Source organism: Kaistella flava (ex Peng et al. 2021) (assembly GCF_015191005.1).
Lineage (GTDB): Bacteria > Bacteroidota > Bacteroidia > Flavobacteriales > Weeksellaceae > Kaistella > Kaistella flava.
Genome location: NZ_CP040442.1, coordinates 240,483 through 258,501 on the forward strand (window position 1 = coordinate 240,483; position 18,019 = coordinate 258,501).

Consider the following 18,019-nt stretch of genomic DNA (forward strand, 5'->3'; position numbering starts at 1 on the left):
AATGAAATTAGCAGAAATATCAATTAAAAGACCATCGTTAGTTATCGTTTTGTTTACGATACTTACTTTAGGTGGTTTACTCAGCTACTCTATGATGGGGTACGAGCTTATCCCAAAGTTTGAAACCAATATGGTAACGATTTCTACGGTATATCCGGGAGCGTCTCCGAGTGAGGTAGAAACGTCGGTTACCAGAAAAATTGAAGATGCCGTAGGATCTTTAGAAAATGTAAAAAAAGTAGAATCATCTTCTTACGAAAGTCTTTCCGTAATTATGGTTCAGCTAAATACAGGTGCTGATGTTAATTATGCCCTAAATGATGCGCAACGTAAGGTGAATGCGATCTTATCACAACTTCCCGCTGATATTGATGCACCGTCTTTAAATAAATTCTCTTTGGATGATTTACCGATCATGACGATGAGTGTCTCCAGTGATAAGTTGAATAACAAAGAACTTTATGACCTTTTAGATAAAAAAATAGAACCTATTTTCTCCCGTGTGAGCGGTGTTGCCCAGGTTGACCTTGTAGGTGGACAAGAGCGTGAGATCCAGGTAAATATTGATGATAAAAAATTGCAGGGATATAATATTTCGATCGGAGAAGTACAGCAAGCCATCCTTTCTTCTAACTTAGATTTCCCAACAGGAAGTTTAAAATCGAGAACCTCAAAATCGACCATTCGATTATCTGGAAAATACAAATCGATTGAAGAAATGAGCAATCTTATTATTGCCAGTAGAAATGGAGCTCAAATCAGACTTTCAGATATTGCTACCGTTTTTGATACCACACAGGATGTAGATAAAATTGCAAGATTTAATCAGAATCCTACGATTTTGATGCAGGTTAAGAAACAGTCTGATGCCAATGCCGTTGCCGTTTCTGAAAATATTCAGAAAACAATCGCTGAGGTCATGAAAAATTATGCAATTCAGGGAATTAACGTGAAAATTGTTGATGACAGTACAGACTTTACCTTAGCAGCAGCAGACCATGTTATCGTTGATTTGGTGCTTGCGGTAATCCTGGTGGCCATCGTAATGTTGCTTTTCCTTCATAATATCAGAAACGCCTTCATCGTCATGGTTTCGATTCCGTTATCATTGATTGCAACTTTCATCGGAATGTATTTAATGGGTTATACCTTAAACTTAATGAGTTTACTAGGACTTTCATTGGTAGTAGGTATTCTGGTGGATGACGCGATTGTCGTCTTAGAAAACGTATATCGTCACATGGAAATGGGCAAGAGCAGAATTCGTGCAGCCTATGATGGTGCCTCAGAAATTGGATTTACAGTAACCGCGATCACTTTGGTTATTGTGGTAGTGTTTTTACCTATTGCAATGAGTTCTGGTTTGGTATCTGATATTCTGGCGCAATTCTGTGTAACAGTCGTTATGGCGACTTTGTTCTCCTTATTAGCATCCTTTACTATTATTCCATGGTTGTCTTCAAGATTTGGAAAGGTTGTACATCTTACGGGTAAAAATCCTTTTGAAAAATTCATTCTTTGGTTTGAAGGACAATTGGATAAATTCACGCATTTTATTACAGGGATTTTAGAGTGGTGTTTGAAAACTGGCTTAAGAAGAATAATGACCATCGTCGTAACCTTCGTTATTTTAATGTCTTCATTTATGCTGGTTAAATTCGGATTTATTGGTGGAGAATTTTTTCCAAAGATGGATCGTGGACAATTCTTGGTACAGATAGAATTACCAAAAGATGCTACCATTGAAAAAACCAATCAGGTTACTTTAAATGTTGAAAAATATTTAAGAAGTAATAAAGATGTGGTAGATTTAATTACCACTGTTGGTCAGCAATCTTCAGGTTTTGGCGCTTCTCAGGCAACTGTTTATCAAGCCGAAGTTCAGGTCAACTTAGTTGACAAATCCAAACGTGCTGAAAGTACCGACATCTTGGCGGCAAAATTTAAGAGAGATCTTGAAGAAAAATTCACTGGTGTTGAATTTAAAACCGCGCCAATCGGATTAATGGGAGCAGATAATGCACCAATCGAAATGGTTGTAACGGCTGCGGATAACGAAACGGCAAACAAAGAAGCTAACAGAATCTTAGAGTTATTGAAAAAAGTTCCAGGATCTGTAGATGCAGAATTATCGACCGATACAGGAAGTCCAGAAGTTCGTGTGAATATCGATCGTGATAAAATGGCGGCTTTAGGTCTTAATCTTTCAAGTGTTGGCCAGGCAATGCAAACAGCGTTCAATGGTAATACCGATGGTAAATACCGAGCCGGAGAATATGAATATGATATCAATATCCGTTTTGCAGACAACAGCAGAAAGTCGATTGATGATGTAAGAAACTTAATGTTTACCAATTCAAATGGCGAACAAATCAGGTTGAGCCAGTTTGCTAATGTAGATATGAGCTCAGGACCAAGTTTGCTTCAGCGTAGAGACAAATCACCTTCTGTAAAAGTACTTTCAAAAGTAGTAGGTCGTCCTGCCGGAGATGTTGCTAACGAATGGGCTGCAATGTTCATGGACAACGAAAAAACAAAACCAGCCGGTGTTAATTATATTTGGAGTGGTGATATGGAAAACCAGACTGAAGGTTTTGGTACTTTAGGAATCGCATTATTAGCGGCTATTGTATTGGTTTATTTGGTAATGGTTTCGCTGTATGACAGTTTCGTTTATCCATTTGTGGTATTATTCTCGATTCCTTTGGCACTGATTGGAGTAATGGTCATTCTGGCGCTAACCAACAATTCCATTAATATCTTTACGATGTTGGGGATGATTATGTTGATTGGTTTGGTGGCGAAGAATGCGATTATGATTGTCGATTTTGCCAATATGCGGAAAGCAGCGGGTGCTAACACTCATGATGCTTTAATCCAGGCCAATCACGCAAGACTTCGTCCAATTTTGATGACGACGATTGCGATGATTTTCGGGATGCTTCCAATTGCTTTGGCAGAAGGAGCAGGAGCCGAAATGAACAACGGTTTAGCTTGGGTAGTAATCGGTGGTTTAACATCATCATTATTTCTGACGTTAATTATCGTTCCCGTTGTATATTCACTTTTTGATTCTATGTTGAGAAGAATGGGTAAAGACGAGAAAATAGATTACGAAGGCGAAATGAAAGCCGATTACGAACACAAAGAATTAAGTGATGACGGATTTACTCCGAAACATCAGCTATAGTTATATTAGTTAGTTTGGTTATGAAAGCCGTTTCAGTTATTGAAACGGCTTTTTTTATTGGGTTAAATTTATTCATTGTCAAATCAGAGGAAGAAAAAATAATCAATCGATTTTTAAAAGAAGTAGAAGCATAAAGTTTCCAATAAGAAGCATCAAAACGATCGCTTCTAACAAGACCCGTCCCGCTGTCCGCTATATCTTTTGCGCCACTTCGTTTTGCAAAAGGATGCCGATTCCATCGAGGCTATAACGTCAGGCATTTCTTCTTCCCACAGAAAAATCAATATACCTTCACCGACGAGAGAATTACATTAATCAGTCCATACAATAACTTTGTATAAAATTGATTGTTAGTCATTAAGTGAAAATCCTTTGCGACTTTGCGTGAAAACTTGTGGCTCGTTGTTAGTCTAGATGAATAACTTACAAAATCATAATCACCTGAATTCTCTCTATGTTTCTGAATATTTAAAAACAGTCCCTTTGCTTAGCGAAGCGCCCCTGCCGGCAGGCAGGTTTGCGTACGTAATTTTAGCCAGTTATTATGTTCAAAACTTTGCGTTCTTTGCGTGAAAACATTAGCGTCTTTGCGAGAACATATTACAAAATCATACTCAACTGAATCCTCTTCCTCGCCTCATCAATTTCAGTAACTTTCACCTGAACATGCTGGTGCAGTTTTACCACTTCATTCACATCCGACACAAAACCTTCTTTCAGTTGGGAAATATGAACCAGTCCGCTTTCTTTAATTCCGACATCTACGAAACACCCGAAAGCCGTAATATTATTCACAATTCCAGGCAGAATCATTCCTGTTCTTAAATTTTTAATGGATTTTACCGTTGGATCAAACTCAAAAACTTTCGCCGCTTTTCTCGGATCTAAACCAGGTTTCTCCAATTCTTTCAGAATATCTTTAATTCCCAAAATACCAATCGTTTCCGTGATATAGTTTTCAGGATTAATGGTTTGAATTTTTTCTTTATTCGCGATGAGGTCATTCGTTTTAATTCCCAAATCTTTCGCCATTTTTTCCACAATCGAATAAGCTTCCGGATGAACTGCTGAATTATCCAAAGGATTTTTACCATTAGAAATTCTGATAAAAGCTGCCGCCTGTTGGAAAGCCTTTTCGCCCAATCTCGGAACTTTCTTTAATTGTTTACGATCTTCAAAAGCGCCATTTTCAGTTCTATAATTCACGATGTTTTCTGCCATCTTTTCGCCGATTCCGGAAACATAACTTAACAAAGATTTACTTGCGGTATTTAAATTAATCCCGACCGAATTCACACATTTCATTACCGTAGAATCCAATTCGTTTTTAAGTTGCGTTTGATCAACATCATGTTGATATTGTCCGACTCCAATTGACTTTGCATCAATTTTCACCAATTCTGCCAACGGATCAGAAAGTCTTCTTCCAATAGAAATCGCACCTCGAACCGTCACGTCATAACTCGGAAATTCATCACGCGCAATTTTACTCGCTGAATAGACCGAAGCTCCAGCTTCTGAAACCACAAAAACTTGAGGCGGGTTTTCAAAGCCAATTTTTTTAATAAAGAATTCTGTTTCTCGACTGGCTGTTCCGTTTCCAATCGAAATTGCTTCAATATTATAAGCATTCACCATCGATCTAATTTTCTTCATCGCCATTCCTGTCTCATTCTGCGGGGCATGTGGATAAATAGTTTCGTTGTGCAATAAATCGCCTTTTTCATCAAGGCAAACGATTTTACAACCACTTTTAAATCCGGGGTCAATCGCCAGAATTCTTTTCTCTCCCAAAGGTGGAGCGAGTAGAAGTTGTCTTAGGTTTTCAGAGAATATTTCGATGGCTTTCTGGTCTGCTTTTTCTTTGGCTTCCTGTAAAGTTTCATTAGAAATCGCCGGTTCCAGCAATCGTTTATAAGAATCTTTGATGGCCAAAGTAATCTGATCTGCACATTCATTATTTGATTTAATGATGGCGTTTTCAATAAATTCCAACGCTTCTTCTTTATCAATCCCAATATTGGTTTTTACAAAGCCTTCGGTTTCTGCGCGCAACATTGCCAATAATCGGTGCGATGGAATTCTGTTCAGACTTTCTTCCCAGTCAAAATATTGCGAAAATTTCTGGGCCGCTTCTTCGTCTTTTTTTGCCTTAATGACTTTGGAGGTAATGACCGCTTTTCTTTGAAACAATCGACGCAAATTTTTCCGAACGTACATGTTTTCATTGATCCATTCCGCCATAATGTCTCGCGCACCTTGCAGCGCTTCCTCTTCAGTAGAAACCTGATCATTTAAATATTTAGAGGCTAAACTTTCCAGATGAGTTGCGTTCTGACTCATAATTATTCTTGCCAAAGGTTCTAAACCTTTCTCTTTTGCAGAATCGGCTTTTGTTTTCCGCTTTTTTTTGAAAGGCAAATACAAATCTTCGAGTTCCTGCAAATCGAAACTTTCTTCAATTTTCTGTTTGAATTCCGGTGTTAAAGCATTCTGTTCTTCAATTGATTTCACAATACTTTCTTTGCGTTTCACAATTTCCTCAAACTGTTTATTCAATTTTGAAATCTGCTCAATCTGAACTTCATCCAGATTTCCGGTTGCATCTTTTCGATAGCGGGAAATGAAAGGAATCGTACAATCATCCGCCAGAAGTTTTAAAGTGGCATTGATGTTTTTATCAGAGATGTTAAGGGATTTTTTAATGAAATCGGTTGGAGTCATACAGCATTTTTTGGAAGCGCTAAAATAAGAACTTTAGCTGTAAAAGTAGCCTCGTTATTTTCAATTTAAAATTATTACAAAAATCAAGATGATTTTCTCTTCAATCTTTGCCTACTTTTGTATCAACGATAAAAAACACCAAACTTGAACGCAAAAATCCTGATTATCGACGATGAATTAAAACTCCTAAAGCTATTAGGAATGATTATTTCCAATGAAGGCTATGAAGTTTTTCAGGCATCTTCGGCACGTTCCGGACTCACCATGTTGACGAAATATCCGATTGATTTGGTTTTGTGTGATGTTCGGCTTCCCGATTCTTTCGGTGTTGATTTGGTACGAGAAATTAAAACCAAATATCCACACATCGAAATTATTTTGATGACTGCATACGGCAATATTCCCGATGGCGTTCAAGCGATGCGAAATGGTGCTTACGATTATATTGTGAAAGGGGATGACAACGAGAGAATTATCCCGCTCGTTTCCCAGGCATTAGAAAAAGTAAAGGAAAATCTTAAAGATGTTCAGCAAGAAAAAACTGCTTCAAAAACAGATTTTACAAATATGATTGGAAAATCGACCAGTTTTCTCTACGCCAAAAAGTTAGCACAAAAAGTTTCAAACACAGATACAGCGGTTCTTTTAACAGGAGAAACAGGAACTGGAAAAGAAGTTTTTGCCAATGCCATTCATCATGAAAGTTCAAGGAAAAATGGAAATTTCATGGCCATCAACTGTTCGGCTTTCGGAAAAGAGGTGTTGGAAAGCGAATTGTTTGGACATAAAAAAGGTTCATTTACCGGAGCAATTTCTGATAAAAAAGGTTTGATTGAAGAAGCGCAGGATGGGACTTTATTTTTAGACGAAATCGGAGAAATGCCACTTGAATTACAATCGAAAATGTTGCGTGTTTTAGAAAGCGGTGAATTTATCAAAATGGGAGATACGAAAATATCCAATTCGAATTTTCGTTTGATTGCCGCTACGAATCGTGATTTAAAAGAAGAGAGCCGACTTGGAAATTTTCGGGAAGATTTGTATTTCCGTTTAAATGTTTTTGAAATTCATCTCCCACCGTTGCGTGAAAGAAAAGAGGATGTTCGGGAACTGACGAACTTTTATATCGATAAATTTTCAACAAAAATGAACTTGAAATCTATTAATATTTCTGATGACTTTTATCAAAAATTAGAAAATAATCCGTGGAAAGGAAATATCCGTGAACTCAAGAATACATTAGAACGCAGTCTTATTTTAATGGAAAATAATCTGCTTTCTGCCGAGAGTTTGCCGCATTCAAACTCTGGAAATTCTTTTGCAATGGCGTCCGTAGAAAAAGATCACATTCTAAAAGTTCTTCATTATACCAAAGGTAATAAAGCTGAAGCCGCCCGACTTCTCGATATCGGAATTGCTACTTTATACCGCAAGCTGGAGGAATACCAGATGAAATAAATTCTTTTAAATTTCCTAAAATATTTTTCGCAAATTTGAATTAGATATCGTTCCTCCGGAACGTGTTAATTAAATGATTTACTTTTGCTACAGAGATAATGTTCCTTCGGAACATTATCTGTTCAATTCTTAATTTAATTATCTTAAAGATTCCGGCGGAATCTTATCAATTTAACATCAAGAAAATGCGTTCCAGAGGAACGCTATCTCATTTGTGCTTCAATTCAAAATTATTCAATTTTTCTCGTGTTTGCTTGTGCGATTTCGAAGATTTGCTTTTGAATAAATTACATTAATTTTTAAATTTTTTTCAAAGCGTATTTCGCATTTTTCTTGCTTTCTCGCTTTTAATTAATTTACAATGTTTATATCACGACAGATAAGATATTTAGATCTTTTCCTTCAAAAAATTCCAAACATTTCACACCAAATACATTCTCAATTTGAGAATTCAGCCTATCATAATGATAGGCTTTTTTCGTTTTGAAAAGTTTGAAATTGTGATTAATACTATGTAAATCAATAAGTTAATATATTGGGGAATTGTTTTTGGCCTTAAGGTTTTAAATCTTTAACAATTTAAAATTATGATGACAATAACCTTAATGATCACGGGGATTGCAATGTTCTTCCTGCTGGCAAAATCTATTAACTTTTTTGATAAAATTTAAAACAATGTGGACGCTATTTATCCTTTCTCTCGCAGCATTTGGCTACATCTGCTATGTTTTACTCAAACCCGAAAAATTTTAAAATAACACAAAATGAATATTGAATTATTGGGGCTTGTTCTCATGTTTATAGTAACGTTACTTTTGGCAATTCCGCTCGGGAAATATATTGCAAAAGTATATGGTCAAGAGAAAACTTTTTTGGATTTTATTTTTGATCCAATTGAAAAATTCCTTTACCGTTTATGCGGAATCAATCCAACGGTCGGTTGGACGTGGAAGCAGAATATGATGGCTTTATTGGCAATCAATTTTCTGTGGTTTCTAATGGGAATGTTTATTTTTATGAACCAAAGTTGGTTACCACTCAATCCTGATCACAATCCAAGTCAAAGCTCTGATCTCGCTTTTAATACGACGATTTCCTTTTTGGTGAACTGTAATTTGCAGCATTATTCTGGAGAATCGGGCGTAAGTTATCTCGGACAATTGTTTTTAATGTTTCTTCAATTTACAACTGCCGCAACAGGAATGGCTGCAGTAGCGCATGTTTTCGTAGCATTTAAAGAAAAAACAACAGATGTCTTAGGAAACTTTTTCGATTTTTTCGTAAAGTCAATTACCCGTCTTTTAATTCCTCTTTCGCTAATTGTAGGTTGTATCCTTTTAATTAATGGAACCCCGATGACCTTTAATGGAAAAGATAAGGTAACTAATTTGGAAGGAAAAACGATGGAAGTTTCTACCGGACCAGTTGCAGCTTTTGTTCCCATCAAACATTTAGGAACGAACGGTGGTGGATTTTTCGGAGCGAATGGTGCTCATCCGTTAGAAAATCCTAATTATATCACCAATTTTACCGAGATGGTTTCTCAAATGTTGATTCCATTTGCACTCGTCTTTGCTTTCGGATATTTTATTAAAAGGAGAAAATTAAGTTGGACGATTTTTGCCGTAATGTCGATTGGATTCTTATCATTAATGGCAATGAATGTCGCCTTTGAAAATGCTGGAAATCCTGCACTTCAAGAAATGGGAGCTGATATTTCTCTTGGCAATATGGAAGGAAAAGAAATTAGAATTGGTTCCTCGGCTTCCGCTTATTGGAGTATTGCAACCACCGTTATTTCCACCGGATCTATAAATTCTATGCACGACAGTTATATGCCGCTTTCTGGTATGAATATGCTCTTGGCGATGATGATTAACAGTTTCTATGGTGGAGTAGGTGTTGGAATTCTAAATTATCTCGTATTCATTATTCTCGCCGTTTTTATCAGTGGTTTAATGGTTGGACGAACACCAGAGTTTTTAGGCAAAAAAATCGAAGCTAAAGAGATGAAAATTGCGATGATGATTGCCTTACTGCATCCGTTTCTGATTTTAACGGGAACTGCTTTAACGGCTTATCAACCGGAGTTGGGAACTGCTACTTTGAATAATCCAACTTTCCATGGATTTAGTGAAATGTTATATGAATTTACTTCAGCATCAGCGAATAATGGATCAGGCTTCGAAGGTTTGGGCGATAACACGCCTTGGTGGAATATTGCAACTGGAATCGTTTTAATTCTTGCGAGATTTCTACCAATCATCGGTCCGGTAGCAATTGCAGGACTTTTGGCCCAGAAAAAATATATCCCTGAAAGTGCCGGAACTTTAAAAACCGATACTCCAACTTTTGGTTTGATGACTTTGGGAGTTATTTTACTCATCGCTGCTTTAGCCTTTTTCCCGGCCTTAACATTAGGACCGATTGCAGAATATCTTACCTCCATCACCAAATAATTTTGACGATTAAAAAATGAAAACAAAAAATACACAAAGTCTTTTTCAAAAGGATTTAGTTACCGAAGCGCTGAAACAGTCTTTTATAAAATTGGATCCGCGCGGGATGATCAAAAATCCCATCATGTTCTTGGTGGAAGTTGGGACGGTGGTGATGTTCATTGTGTCAATATCAACTTTATTGGGAGATAATACTCAAGGAAGTTTTGGCTATAATTTCACCATCTTTATTACGCTTTTTTTTACCGTCTTATTTGCAAACTTTGCAGAAGCAATCGCAGAAGCACGTGGAAAAGCGCAAGCTGATACTTTAAGAAAAACCCGTGAAGAAACTCCAGCCAAATTAATTGTAGAAAACAAACGCGGCTTCGAAGTAGAAACTCTTCATAAAATGTCCGCAGAGATGCAGTTGGGAGATATTTTCCTTTGTGTTGCAGGCGATCAAATCCCGATGGATGGTGAAATTATTGAAGGTTTAGCCACCATCGATGAAAGTGCGATTACAGGTGAAAGTGCTCCGGTGATCCGTGAAGCTGGTGGAGATAAATCTTCTGTAACTGGTGGGACAAAAGTTCTTTCTGACAGAATTAAAGTGAAAGTAACCACAAAACCGGGTGAAAGTTTTTTAGATAAAATGATTGCTTTGGTGGAAGGAGCGTCGCGTCAGAAAACTCCGAATGAAATCGCTTTAACCATTTTATTGGCAGGATTTACTCTAGTGTTTATCATCGTAACCGTAACCTTAAAACCCTTTGCAGATTATTCGCAAACACCAATTACGATTGCTGCTTTTATTTCACTTTTCGTGTGTCTGATTCCAACAACTATTGGCGGATTGCTTTCTGCGATTGGAATTGCGGGAATGGACAGAGCGTTGCGTGCAAACGTGATTACAAAATCTGGTAAAGCCGTAGAAACTGCGGGAGATATCGATGTTTTGCTTTTAGATAAAACCGGAACAATTACGATTGGAAATAGAAAAGCAACGCAATTTTATCCTTCTAATGGAGTTGAGACCGAGAGATTTATAAAAGCTGCTGCCTTAAGTTCTTTGGCTGATGAAACGCCGGAAGGAAAATCTATTTTAGAACTGGCTGGTTTACAACAGGAAAATCTAATTGTAGAGAATCCAACTTTTATAGAATTTACTGCCGAAACGAGAAGTTCTGGAATTGATTTCGCCGATACTAAAATTAGAAAAGGGGCGTATGATTCTATTAAACAGATGACGGAAAAAGCCGGAAATACTTTTCCTACTGAAACCAAAGAAGCGGTAGAAAAAATTTCAAATAACGGCGGAACTCCTTTAGTAGTTTTAGAAAATGATAAAGTAATTGGAGTAATCGAACTTCAGGATATCATTAAAACCGGAATGAACGAACGTTTCCAGCGTTTAAGAAAAATGGGTGTAAAAACCGTAATGGTAACTGGAGATAATCCTTTAACGGCCAAGTTTATCGCTGAAAAAGCCGGAGTTGATGATTTCATCGCCGAAGCCAAACCGGAAGATAAAATGAACTACATCAAACGCGAGCAGGAAAGCGGGAAGTTAGTCGCCATGATGGGTGACGGAACCAATGATGCACCGGCTTTAGCGCAAGCAGATGTTGGTGTGGCGATGAACAGTGGAACTCAAGCCGCAAAAGAAGCGGGAAACATGGTAGATCTCGATAATGATCCTACCAAACTCATCGAGATTGTAGAAATCGGAAAGCAACTTTTAATGACGCGCGGAACTTTAACTACATTTTCAATTGCCAATGATGTTGCTAAATATTTTGCCATTATTCCTGCCTTGTTTATCACTTTTATTCCTGCACTTCAAGCTTTAAATATAATGAATTTGCACAGTCCTGAAAGTGCCATTTTATCTGCGGTAATCTTCAATGCGATCATTATTCCGTTCTTAATTCCGTTGGCGCTGAAAGGCGTAGAATACAAACCGATTGGTGCAAGTGCTTTGTTGCGAAGAAACCTCTTGATCTATGGACTTGGCGGAATTATCGTACCATTTATCGGTATAAAATTGATCGATATGGTCGTTACGCTCTTTATGTAATTATTAAAATTTTAATTAAAAAAAATGAAAAAATATTTTAGACCTACTATTGTTTTGACTTTAGGAATGGTCGTTTTAATCGGAACTTATACCGTCATCGTTTTTGGATTTGGGAAAGTTTTGCCGAATAAAGGAGTAGGCGAACAAATCACTTTAAATGGAAAAAGACAATACGCTAATATCGGACAGCAATTTACACTTCCGCAATATTTTCAAGGCCGTCCGTCGGCAGTAGATTATAATGCTGCAGGAAGCGGTGGTAGCAATAAAGGTCCGAATAATCCTGAATATTTACAGATTGTTCAAAAAAGAATCGACAATTTAAAAATGCAGAATCCCACAATGAAAGAGATGAAAGTTCCGGTGGATTTAATTACTGCTAGTGGAAGCGGATTAGATCCTAATATCTCAGTGAAAGCGGCAGAATATCAAATTGATCGAGTTGCAAAAGCCAGAAATATTTCAGTGGAAAGCCTAAAAGAACTCATTGCTAAAAATTCTGCAGACGAGAATATCGTGTTTTTTGCACCTCAAAAAGTAAATGTTCTGAAACTAAATGCAGCTTTGGAAAATCTAAAATAATGACACTATAAATTCAAATTCTTTAAACCGCAAAAGTGGCAAAACAGAAATGGGTGAAGGAGGTTTTTCATAAGAATGTAAAATCCTATAATTGTTATTGATTCCCCTTTTGCTGACTTTTGATCCCCTTTCCAGAACATAACTTTTTTGTCTTTTGTGGTTAGAGAAATTTGGACAAAATGATGGTTTCAAAATGAAACTCTTTAAAAAAATTAAAAACAATTTTATTCTGGTAGATGTCAAAAATGAATTGAATATCAAAATTTAAAACCACAAAGTCACAAAGATAAATAGCATAAAAATCTAACTTCTAAAAAGAACACAAAATCTTTGAAAATCTATAGATTTTCATTTTTGTGAACTTTTATTTATGACTTTTTAAAATGCTCTTTTGTGACTTTGTGGTTAAAAATAATTGTTTGACTTAATGCAAATTATCAATTTACTTTTTTTGTCATGTACTGTATTAATTTATATACCCTTTTCCAACAATGAAAAAAATAATTTTATCAGCATCTTTATTGGCTTTTGGAATTTCAAATGCTCAAGAACAAACAGAAAATGAAGTTCCAAAACTTACTTTTTCAGGTTACGCAGAAATTTTTTATGCTTACGATTTCAGTCAGCCTGAAAATCATATTCGCCAACCTTTTCTTTATACTTATAACCGTCATAACGAGTTTAATTTGAATTTAGGTTTGGTAAAAGCAAATTATTCCACAGAGAATATGCGGGCTAACTTGGCTTTAATGGCTGGAACGTATCCACAAGATAATATGTCGGCAGAACAGGATTTATTGAAAAACATCAGTGAAGCAAACATCGGTTTTAAAATTTCAAAAAAGAAAAATATTTGGATTGATGCTGGAATTATGCCGTCTCACATCGGTTGGGAAAGTGCTATTGGCAGAGATAATTTAACTTTAACCCGAAGTATTGCTGCCGAAAATTCTCCTTATTTTGAAACAGGTGCGAAGATTTCTTATACTTCAGACAATGGTAAGTTTTATTTAAGCGGATTGGTTTTGAATGGCTGGCAAAGAATCGCTCGTCCGGAAGGAAATCAAACTTTGGCTTTCGGACACCAATTAACTTATAAGTTCTCTGATGATTTAAGTTTAAACAGCAGCTCATTTATCGGAAATGACAAACCAACAATCGATAAAAGAATGCGCTACTTTCACGATTTATATGCTAATTTTAATCTCGGAACGAAGTGGTCTGGAATTGTAGGTTTTGATATTGGCGCAGAACAAAGTGCAAAAGGAAGTGAAAAATATAATTCATGGTATTCCCCAAATTTACTGCTGCGATATGCGATTACGGATCGCACAAAAATTGGTGGTAGAGTAGAATACTTTAATGATAGAAATGGAGTTATCATCGGAACTACGACGCGAAATGGATTTCAAACTTTTGGCTATTCTTTAAATATAGATCATGAAATTTATAAGAACATTTTGTGGAGAACGGAAGCTCGCGGATTTTCTGCAAAAGATGCCATTTTTATGAAAGATAATAGTCCTGAAAACACTAATTTCTTTATTACCACAAGTTTGTCAGCCTGGTTTTGACATTGTAAAAAAATTCAAACTACAAAGTCACAAAGATCAAATTGAATAAAAGTAAAACTATAATAAGGAAAAAGATTTTTCATTTTTGTGAACTTCTGTTTTGGACATTTATTACTGTCATCTTTTGTGACTTTGTGGTTAAAATATAGGAAGTAAAGTTTATCTTTTCTGTCCGCTAATTATAAATTAAATTTTAAAACCATGTCTTCAGCAGAACATTTCCTCGAACTGATTCAACGTTCCAAACGTGGCAAATTCAAGATTTATATCGGAATGAGCGCCGGTGTTGGGAAAACGTATCGTATGTTGCAGGAAGCACATTCTTTGCTGAAACATGACGTTGATATTAAAATTGGATACATTGAGCCACATCTTCGCGCCGAAACGATTGCTTTGGTAGAAGGAATTCCGGCCATTCCCCGTAAATCAATTTTCTATAAAGGAAAATATTTAGAGGAAATGGATTTGCAGGCGATTATTAATGATCATCCGGATATTGTGATTGTCGATGAATTGGCCCATACGAATGTGGAAGGCAGCGCAAACAAAAAGAGATGGCAAGATGTTTTGCAAATTTTGGAGGCTGGAATTAATGTAATCAGTGCGGTTAATATTCAGCACATCGAAAGTCTGAATGAAAGTGTAAAGAATATCATCGGAATTGAAGTTACAGAAAGGGTTCCTGATAAAATCCTGGCGCTTGCTGATGAAGTAGTCAACATCGATTTAACTGGCGACGAATTAATTGCGCGGTTGAAAGAGGGCAAAATTTACCCCGCAGATAAAATTGAAATTTCATTGCAAAATTTTTTTAAAAGTGACCATATCTTACAATTGCGGGAACTTGCCTTGAAAGAAGTAGCGACTCACGTCGAAAAAAAGGTGGAGACTGAAGTAACAAAACCTTTAAATGTTCGTCCAGAGAAATTTCTCGCGTGTATTAGCAGCAATGAAAAAACAGCAAAATCCGTCATTCGGAAAACCGCAAGATTAGCAAGTTATTATAACAGCCGTTGGACCGTACTTTATGTGCAGATTCCGAAAGAAAATCCTGATAAAATTGCTTTGGATAAACAAAGGTTTCTGATTAATAATTTGAATTTTGCTCAGGAAATGGGCGCCAAAGTCGTGCAAAAAAAAGGACATAATATTGCGGAAACGATATCTGAATATGTTCAGGAAAATCAGATTACGACGGTTTGTATTGGGAAACCACAACTTAATTTTATTCAGGAACTTTTCCGGCTCAGTTGGTTTCATAACTTTGTCAACAAAATGATGAGCAAGAAAGTAGATATCATCATTCTGTCTTAAATTTGATAGAAGATTATTTCTTTAAAAATTTAATTATTTAAGGTATCACAATGAAAATTAAAACCAAACTCACGCTCGGTGTAGGACTCTTATTCCTGATGATTGTTTTGCTGTCTATTATTAGTTCAGTCAATATTTATAAGCAAAAATCAGATACAGAAAAGATATTAATTGCCAATTATAACTCGCTGGAATATGCGAAAAATATGATGTTGGCTTTAGATAAAATTCCGGCCGATAAAACACAGACCATTATTTTTAAAGATAATCTGGTGCAGGAAAGTAAAAACCTCACTGAAAATGGAGAGAAAGATGCTTATTTAAGTTTGTCAGGTCATTTTCAAAATTTTCTCAACACTAAAAATGTTGAACGTGAAAAACTCATCAGAAATGATTTGGTCGAAATTATGAGGCTGAACATGAATGCAATTGTTCAGAAAAGTGATACAGCTATTGCGACATCCCAAACTGCGATTACTTGGGTGATTTCTTTGGGTACCGTTTGTTTTTTAATTGCCTTTACACTGCTTTTTAACTTGCCCGAAAATATTGCCCGTCCAATTCGGGAATTGACGGAAAGTATCAAGCAGATAGCGAATAAAAACTATCATGAACGCGTTCATTTTGAAGGCAGTTTAGAGTTTGAAGATTTGGCAAATTCTTTTAATTCGATGGCCGAAAAGTTAGAGGAATATCAAAGCAGCAGTTTATACAAACAGTTGATGGATAAAAAGCGCGTGGAAATGCTGATCGCCAATATGCATGATCCAGTGATTGGATTGGACGAAAATAATTCCATCAACTTTATTAATGAGGAAGCTTTGAAAATTTCAGGATTGGTGCGCGAAGATATCCTCGGGAAATCTGCGTCTGATATTGCTGTACATAATGATTTATTACGGGAACTTTTACAAAATGTACCTAAAAAAAATAGAGCCGATTCACCCATGAAAATTTTTGCTGATAATAAAGAAAGTTATTTCGAACAGGAAATTATTCCCATCAATATAATTCCGACTGGAGAAACTGAAAAAAAAGAAGCCGGAAAAGTTATTTTACTGCGGAATGTGACTGCTCATAAAGAACTTGATTTTGCGAAAACCAACTTTATCGCCACAGTTTCTCATGAATTAAAAACACCGATTTCTTCTATGAAAATGGGAACTCAATTGCTGAAAAATGAGAAGTTTGGTTTGCTGAACGAACAGCAAAAAGAATTATTAAAAAGCATCGAGGAAGATGGTGAACGATTACTCAGTATCACTGGTGAATTACTGAATCTTTCGCAGGCAGAAAGTGGAAATATCCGCTTGGACATTAAAGATTGTAATGTCGCTGATTTGGTAAAAACGGCTTTGTCTAATAATTTGACCATCGCAGAAAATAAAGAAATCGTCCTCATTTCGAACTTTAAAACGACACAGGAAGAAACTGTAAAAGCCGACTTTGATAAAACAGTTTGGGTGCTGAATAATTTTCTGAGTAATGCCATTAAACATTCTAAAGCAGGACAGGAAATTATTGTTTCGACAGAAAAAATTGATGATAAAATTAAGTTTTCTGTACAAGATTTTGGAGAAGGGATCGATCAAAAATACCAGACTAAGGTTTTTGAACGCTACTTTCAAGTTCCAGAAGATCATCAAAATGGAACCGGACTTGGATTGGCCATCAGCAAAAATTTTATAGAAAAACAGGGTGGCGAAATCGGTGTACAAAGCACGGTAAATGAAGGGAGCACTTTTTGGATGACTTTGTAATTTGAAAAAAACTTTTTACTTTTTATTCTTTTTCATGAAATCAATTGTTTCCGTAAACCGATCACTCCACGGCCAGAAATATTGCAGCATCATTGGAATATGTTTCTTTTTTAAAAAGATTGGCTTGACCTCAGGCTGAAATTCATTTAGCTTTTTAAGGAAATGTTCATTTGCAGTCGTAATCGACGGATAAGTTTTAGTACCGACATATATTAAAAACGGCGGCGAATTTTTATCCAGGAAATTGATAGGAGAGGCTTGATACCAGTTATCAGGATTTGTACTCCAGGTTGCGATATAATCATCTTTTGAGGTCGGAGGATATTTTTCTAAATAATTTTTCATGTCAATTCCGGCTCCGTCATTTAAAATAATTCCGGAAATCGAATTTTCAGGAACACCAAACTTTGGATTTAAAACTGCAGAAGCAACCAGTTGTGCGCCCGCAGAATGTCCTGTTACAAATAGTTTAGTGGAATCGCCATGATATTCTGAAATGTTCTTCTGTACAAATTTTATAACTTCTGCAATTTCAGTTGTCATTTGATCAACATTCGCTTTTGGACTTAAAGTATAATCCGGAATAACGGTGATCACGTCTTTCTTCGCAAAGTTCCGACCGAAGAAACCGTATTGATCTTTATTTCCACTGTTCCAGTTTCCACCGTGAACAAAAAGGAGAACAGGCAGCTTTTTATTTTGAGCGTTTTTAGGAACAAAAATATTCAGCTTCAAATCTTCATGATCTGAAGATTTTGCATAAACTACATCTTTGTATTTTATAGATTGGCAACTCATAAATAGTAATAGTCCGAAACTGAGGTAAATAATTTTTCGCATAAATAAAAATACGAGTTTTTAACGAATTTGGTTCTCATAATATTCAAAACTAATTTTTA

The 18,019-nt window shown here is 36.2% G+C and carries 11 protein-coding genes; 9 read left to right on the forward strand and 2 right to left on the reverse strand.

Annotated features, from left to right (window positions below):
• Nucleotide 1 precedes the first annotated feature (1 nt).
• A complete protein-coding gene (locus Q73A0000_RS01090; protein ID WP_193812251.1) occupies nucleotides 2–3,190 on the forward strand; it encodes an efflux RND transporter permease subunit in 3,189 nt (1,062 codons plus the stop codon).
• A gap of 600 nt (nucleotides 3,191–3,790) precedes the next feature.
• Here the strand turns inward: Q73A0000_RS01090 and Q73A0000_RS01095 are convergent.
• On the reverse strand, nucleotides 3,791–5,914 hold the full coding sequence (locus Q73A0000_RS01095) for a Tex family protein (protein WP_193812252.1): 2,124 nt from the start codon (nucleotides 5,912–5,914) through the stop codon (nucleotides 3,791–3,793).
• A 144-nt stretch (nucleotides 5,915–6,058) separates the two neighbouring features.
• On the opposite strand from Q73A0000_RS01095, the gene Q73A0000_RS01100 reads away from it, so the two are divergent.
• The 8 genes from Q73A0000_RS01100 to Q73A0000_RS01135 all read left to right on the forward strand — a co-directional run bounded on the left by Q73A0000_RS01100 (nucleotide 6,059) and on the right by Q73A0000_RS01135 (nucleotide 17,120).
• Nucleotides 6,059–7,372: a sigma-54-dependent transcriptional regulator gene (locus Q73A0000_RS01100; protein WP_193812253.1), complete on the forward strand. Its 1,314-nt coding sequence runs from the start codon at nucleotides 6,059–6,061 to the stop codon at nucleotides 7,370–7,372.
• A 675-nt stretch (nucleotides 7,373–8,047) separates the two neighbouring features.
• On the forward strand, nucleotides 8,048–8,125 hold the full coding sequence (gene kdpF / locus Q73A0000_RS17160; protein ID WP_193813624.1) for a K(+)-transporting ATPase subunit F: 78 nt from the start codon (nucleotides 8,048–8,050) through the stop codon (nucleotides 8,123–8,125).
• Between the two features lie 11 nt (nucleotides 8,126–8,136).
• Nucleotides 8,137–9,831: a potassium-transporting ATPase subunit KdpA gene (kdpA, locus tag Q73A0000_RS01110; RefSeq protein ID WP_193812254.1), complete on the forward strand. Its 1,695-nt coding sequence runs from the start codon at nucleotides 8,137–8,139 to the stop codon at nucleotides 9,829–9,831.
• Between the two features lie 16 nt (nucleotides 9,832–9,847).
• Nucleotides 9,848–11,890, forward strand: a complete 2,043-nt coding sequence (gene kdpB, locus Q73A0000_RS01115; protein WP_193812255.1) for a potassium-transporting ATPase subunit KdpB — start codon at nucleotides 9,848–9,850, stop codon at nucleotides 11,888–11,890.
• A 24-nt stretch (nucleotides 11,891–11,914) separates the two neighbouring features.
• Nucleotides 11,915–12,472, forward strand: coding sequence for a potassium-transporting ATPase subunit KdpC (gene kdpC, locus Q73A0000_RS01120; RefSeq protein ID WP_193812256.1), 558 nt, complete (start codon nucleotides 11,915–11,917; stop codon nucleotides 12,470–12,472).
• A 491-nt stretch (nucleotides 12,473–12,963) separates the two neighbouring features.
• On the forward strand, nucleotides 12,964–14,046 hold the full coding sequence (locus tag Q73A0000_RS01125) for a porin (RefSeq protein WP_193812257.1): 1,083 nt from the start codon (nucleotides 12,964–12,966) through the stop codon (nucleotides 14,044–14,046).
• 201 nt (nucleotides 14,047–14,247) lie between these two features.
• Nucleotides 14,248–15,360, forward strand: a complete 1,113-nt coding sequence (locus tag Q73A0000_RS01130) for a sensor protein KdpD (protein WP_193812258.1) — start codon at nucleotides 14,248–14,250, stop codon at nucleotides 15,358–15,360.
• Nucleotides 15,361–15,410: 50 nt separating this feature from the next.
• Entirely contained in the window at nucleotides 15,411–17,120 is a 1,710-nt protein-coding gene (locus Q73A0000_RS01135) for an ATP-binding protein (RefSeq protein WP_193812259.1), read from the forward strand.
• A gap of 15 nt (nucleotides 17,121–17,135) precedes the next feature.
• Here the strand turns inward: Q73A0000_RS01135 and Q73A0000_RS01140 are convergent, their stop codons facing one another.
• Nucleotides 17,136–17,960 carry an alpha/beta hydrolase gene (locus tag Q73A0000_RS01140; RefSeq protein WP_193812260.1) on the reverse strand — a complete coding sequence of 275 codons (825 nt, stop codon included), beginning with the start codon at nucleotides 17,958–17,960 and terminating at the stop codon, nucleotides 17,136–17,138.
• Nucleotides 17,961–18,019: the final 59 nt, after the last annotated feature.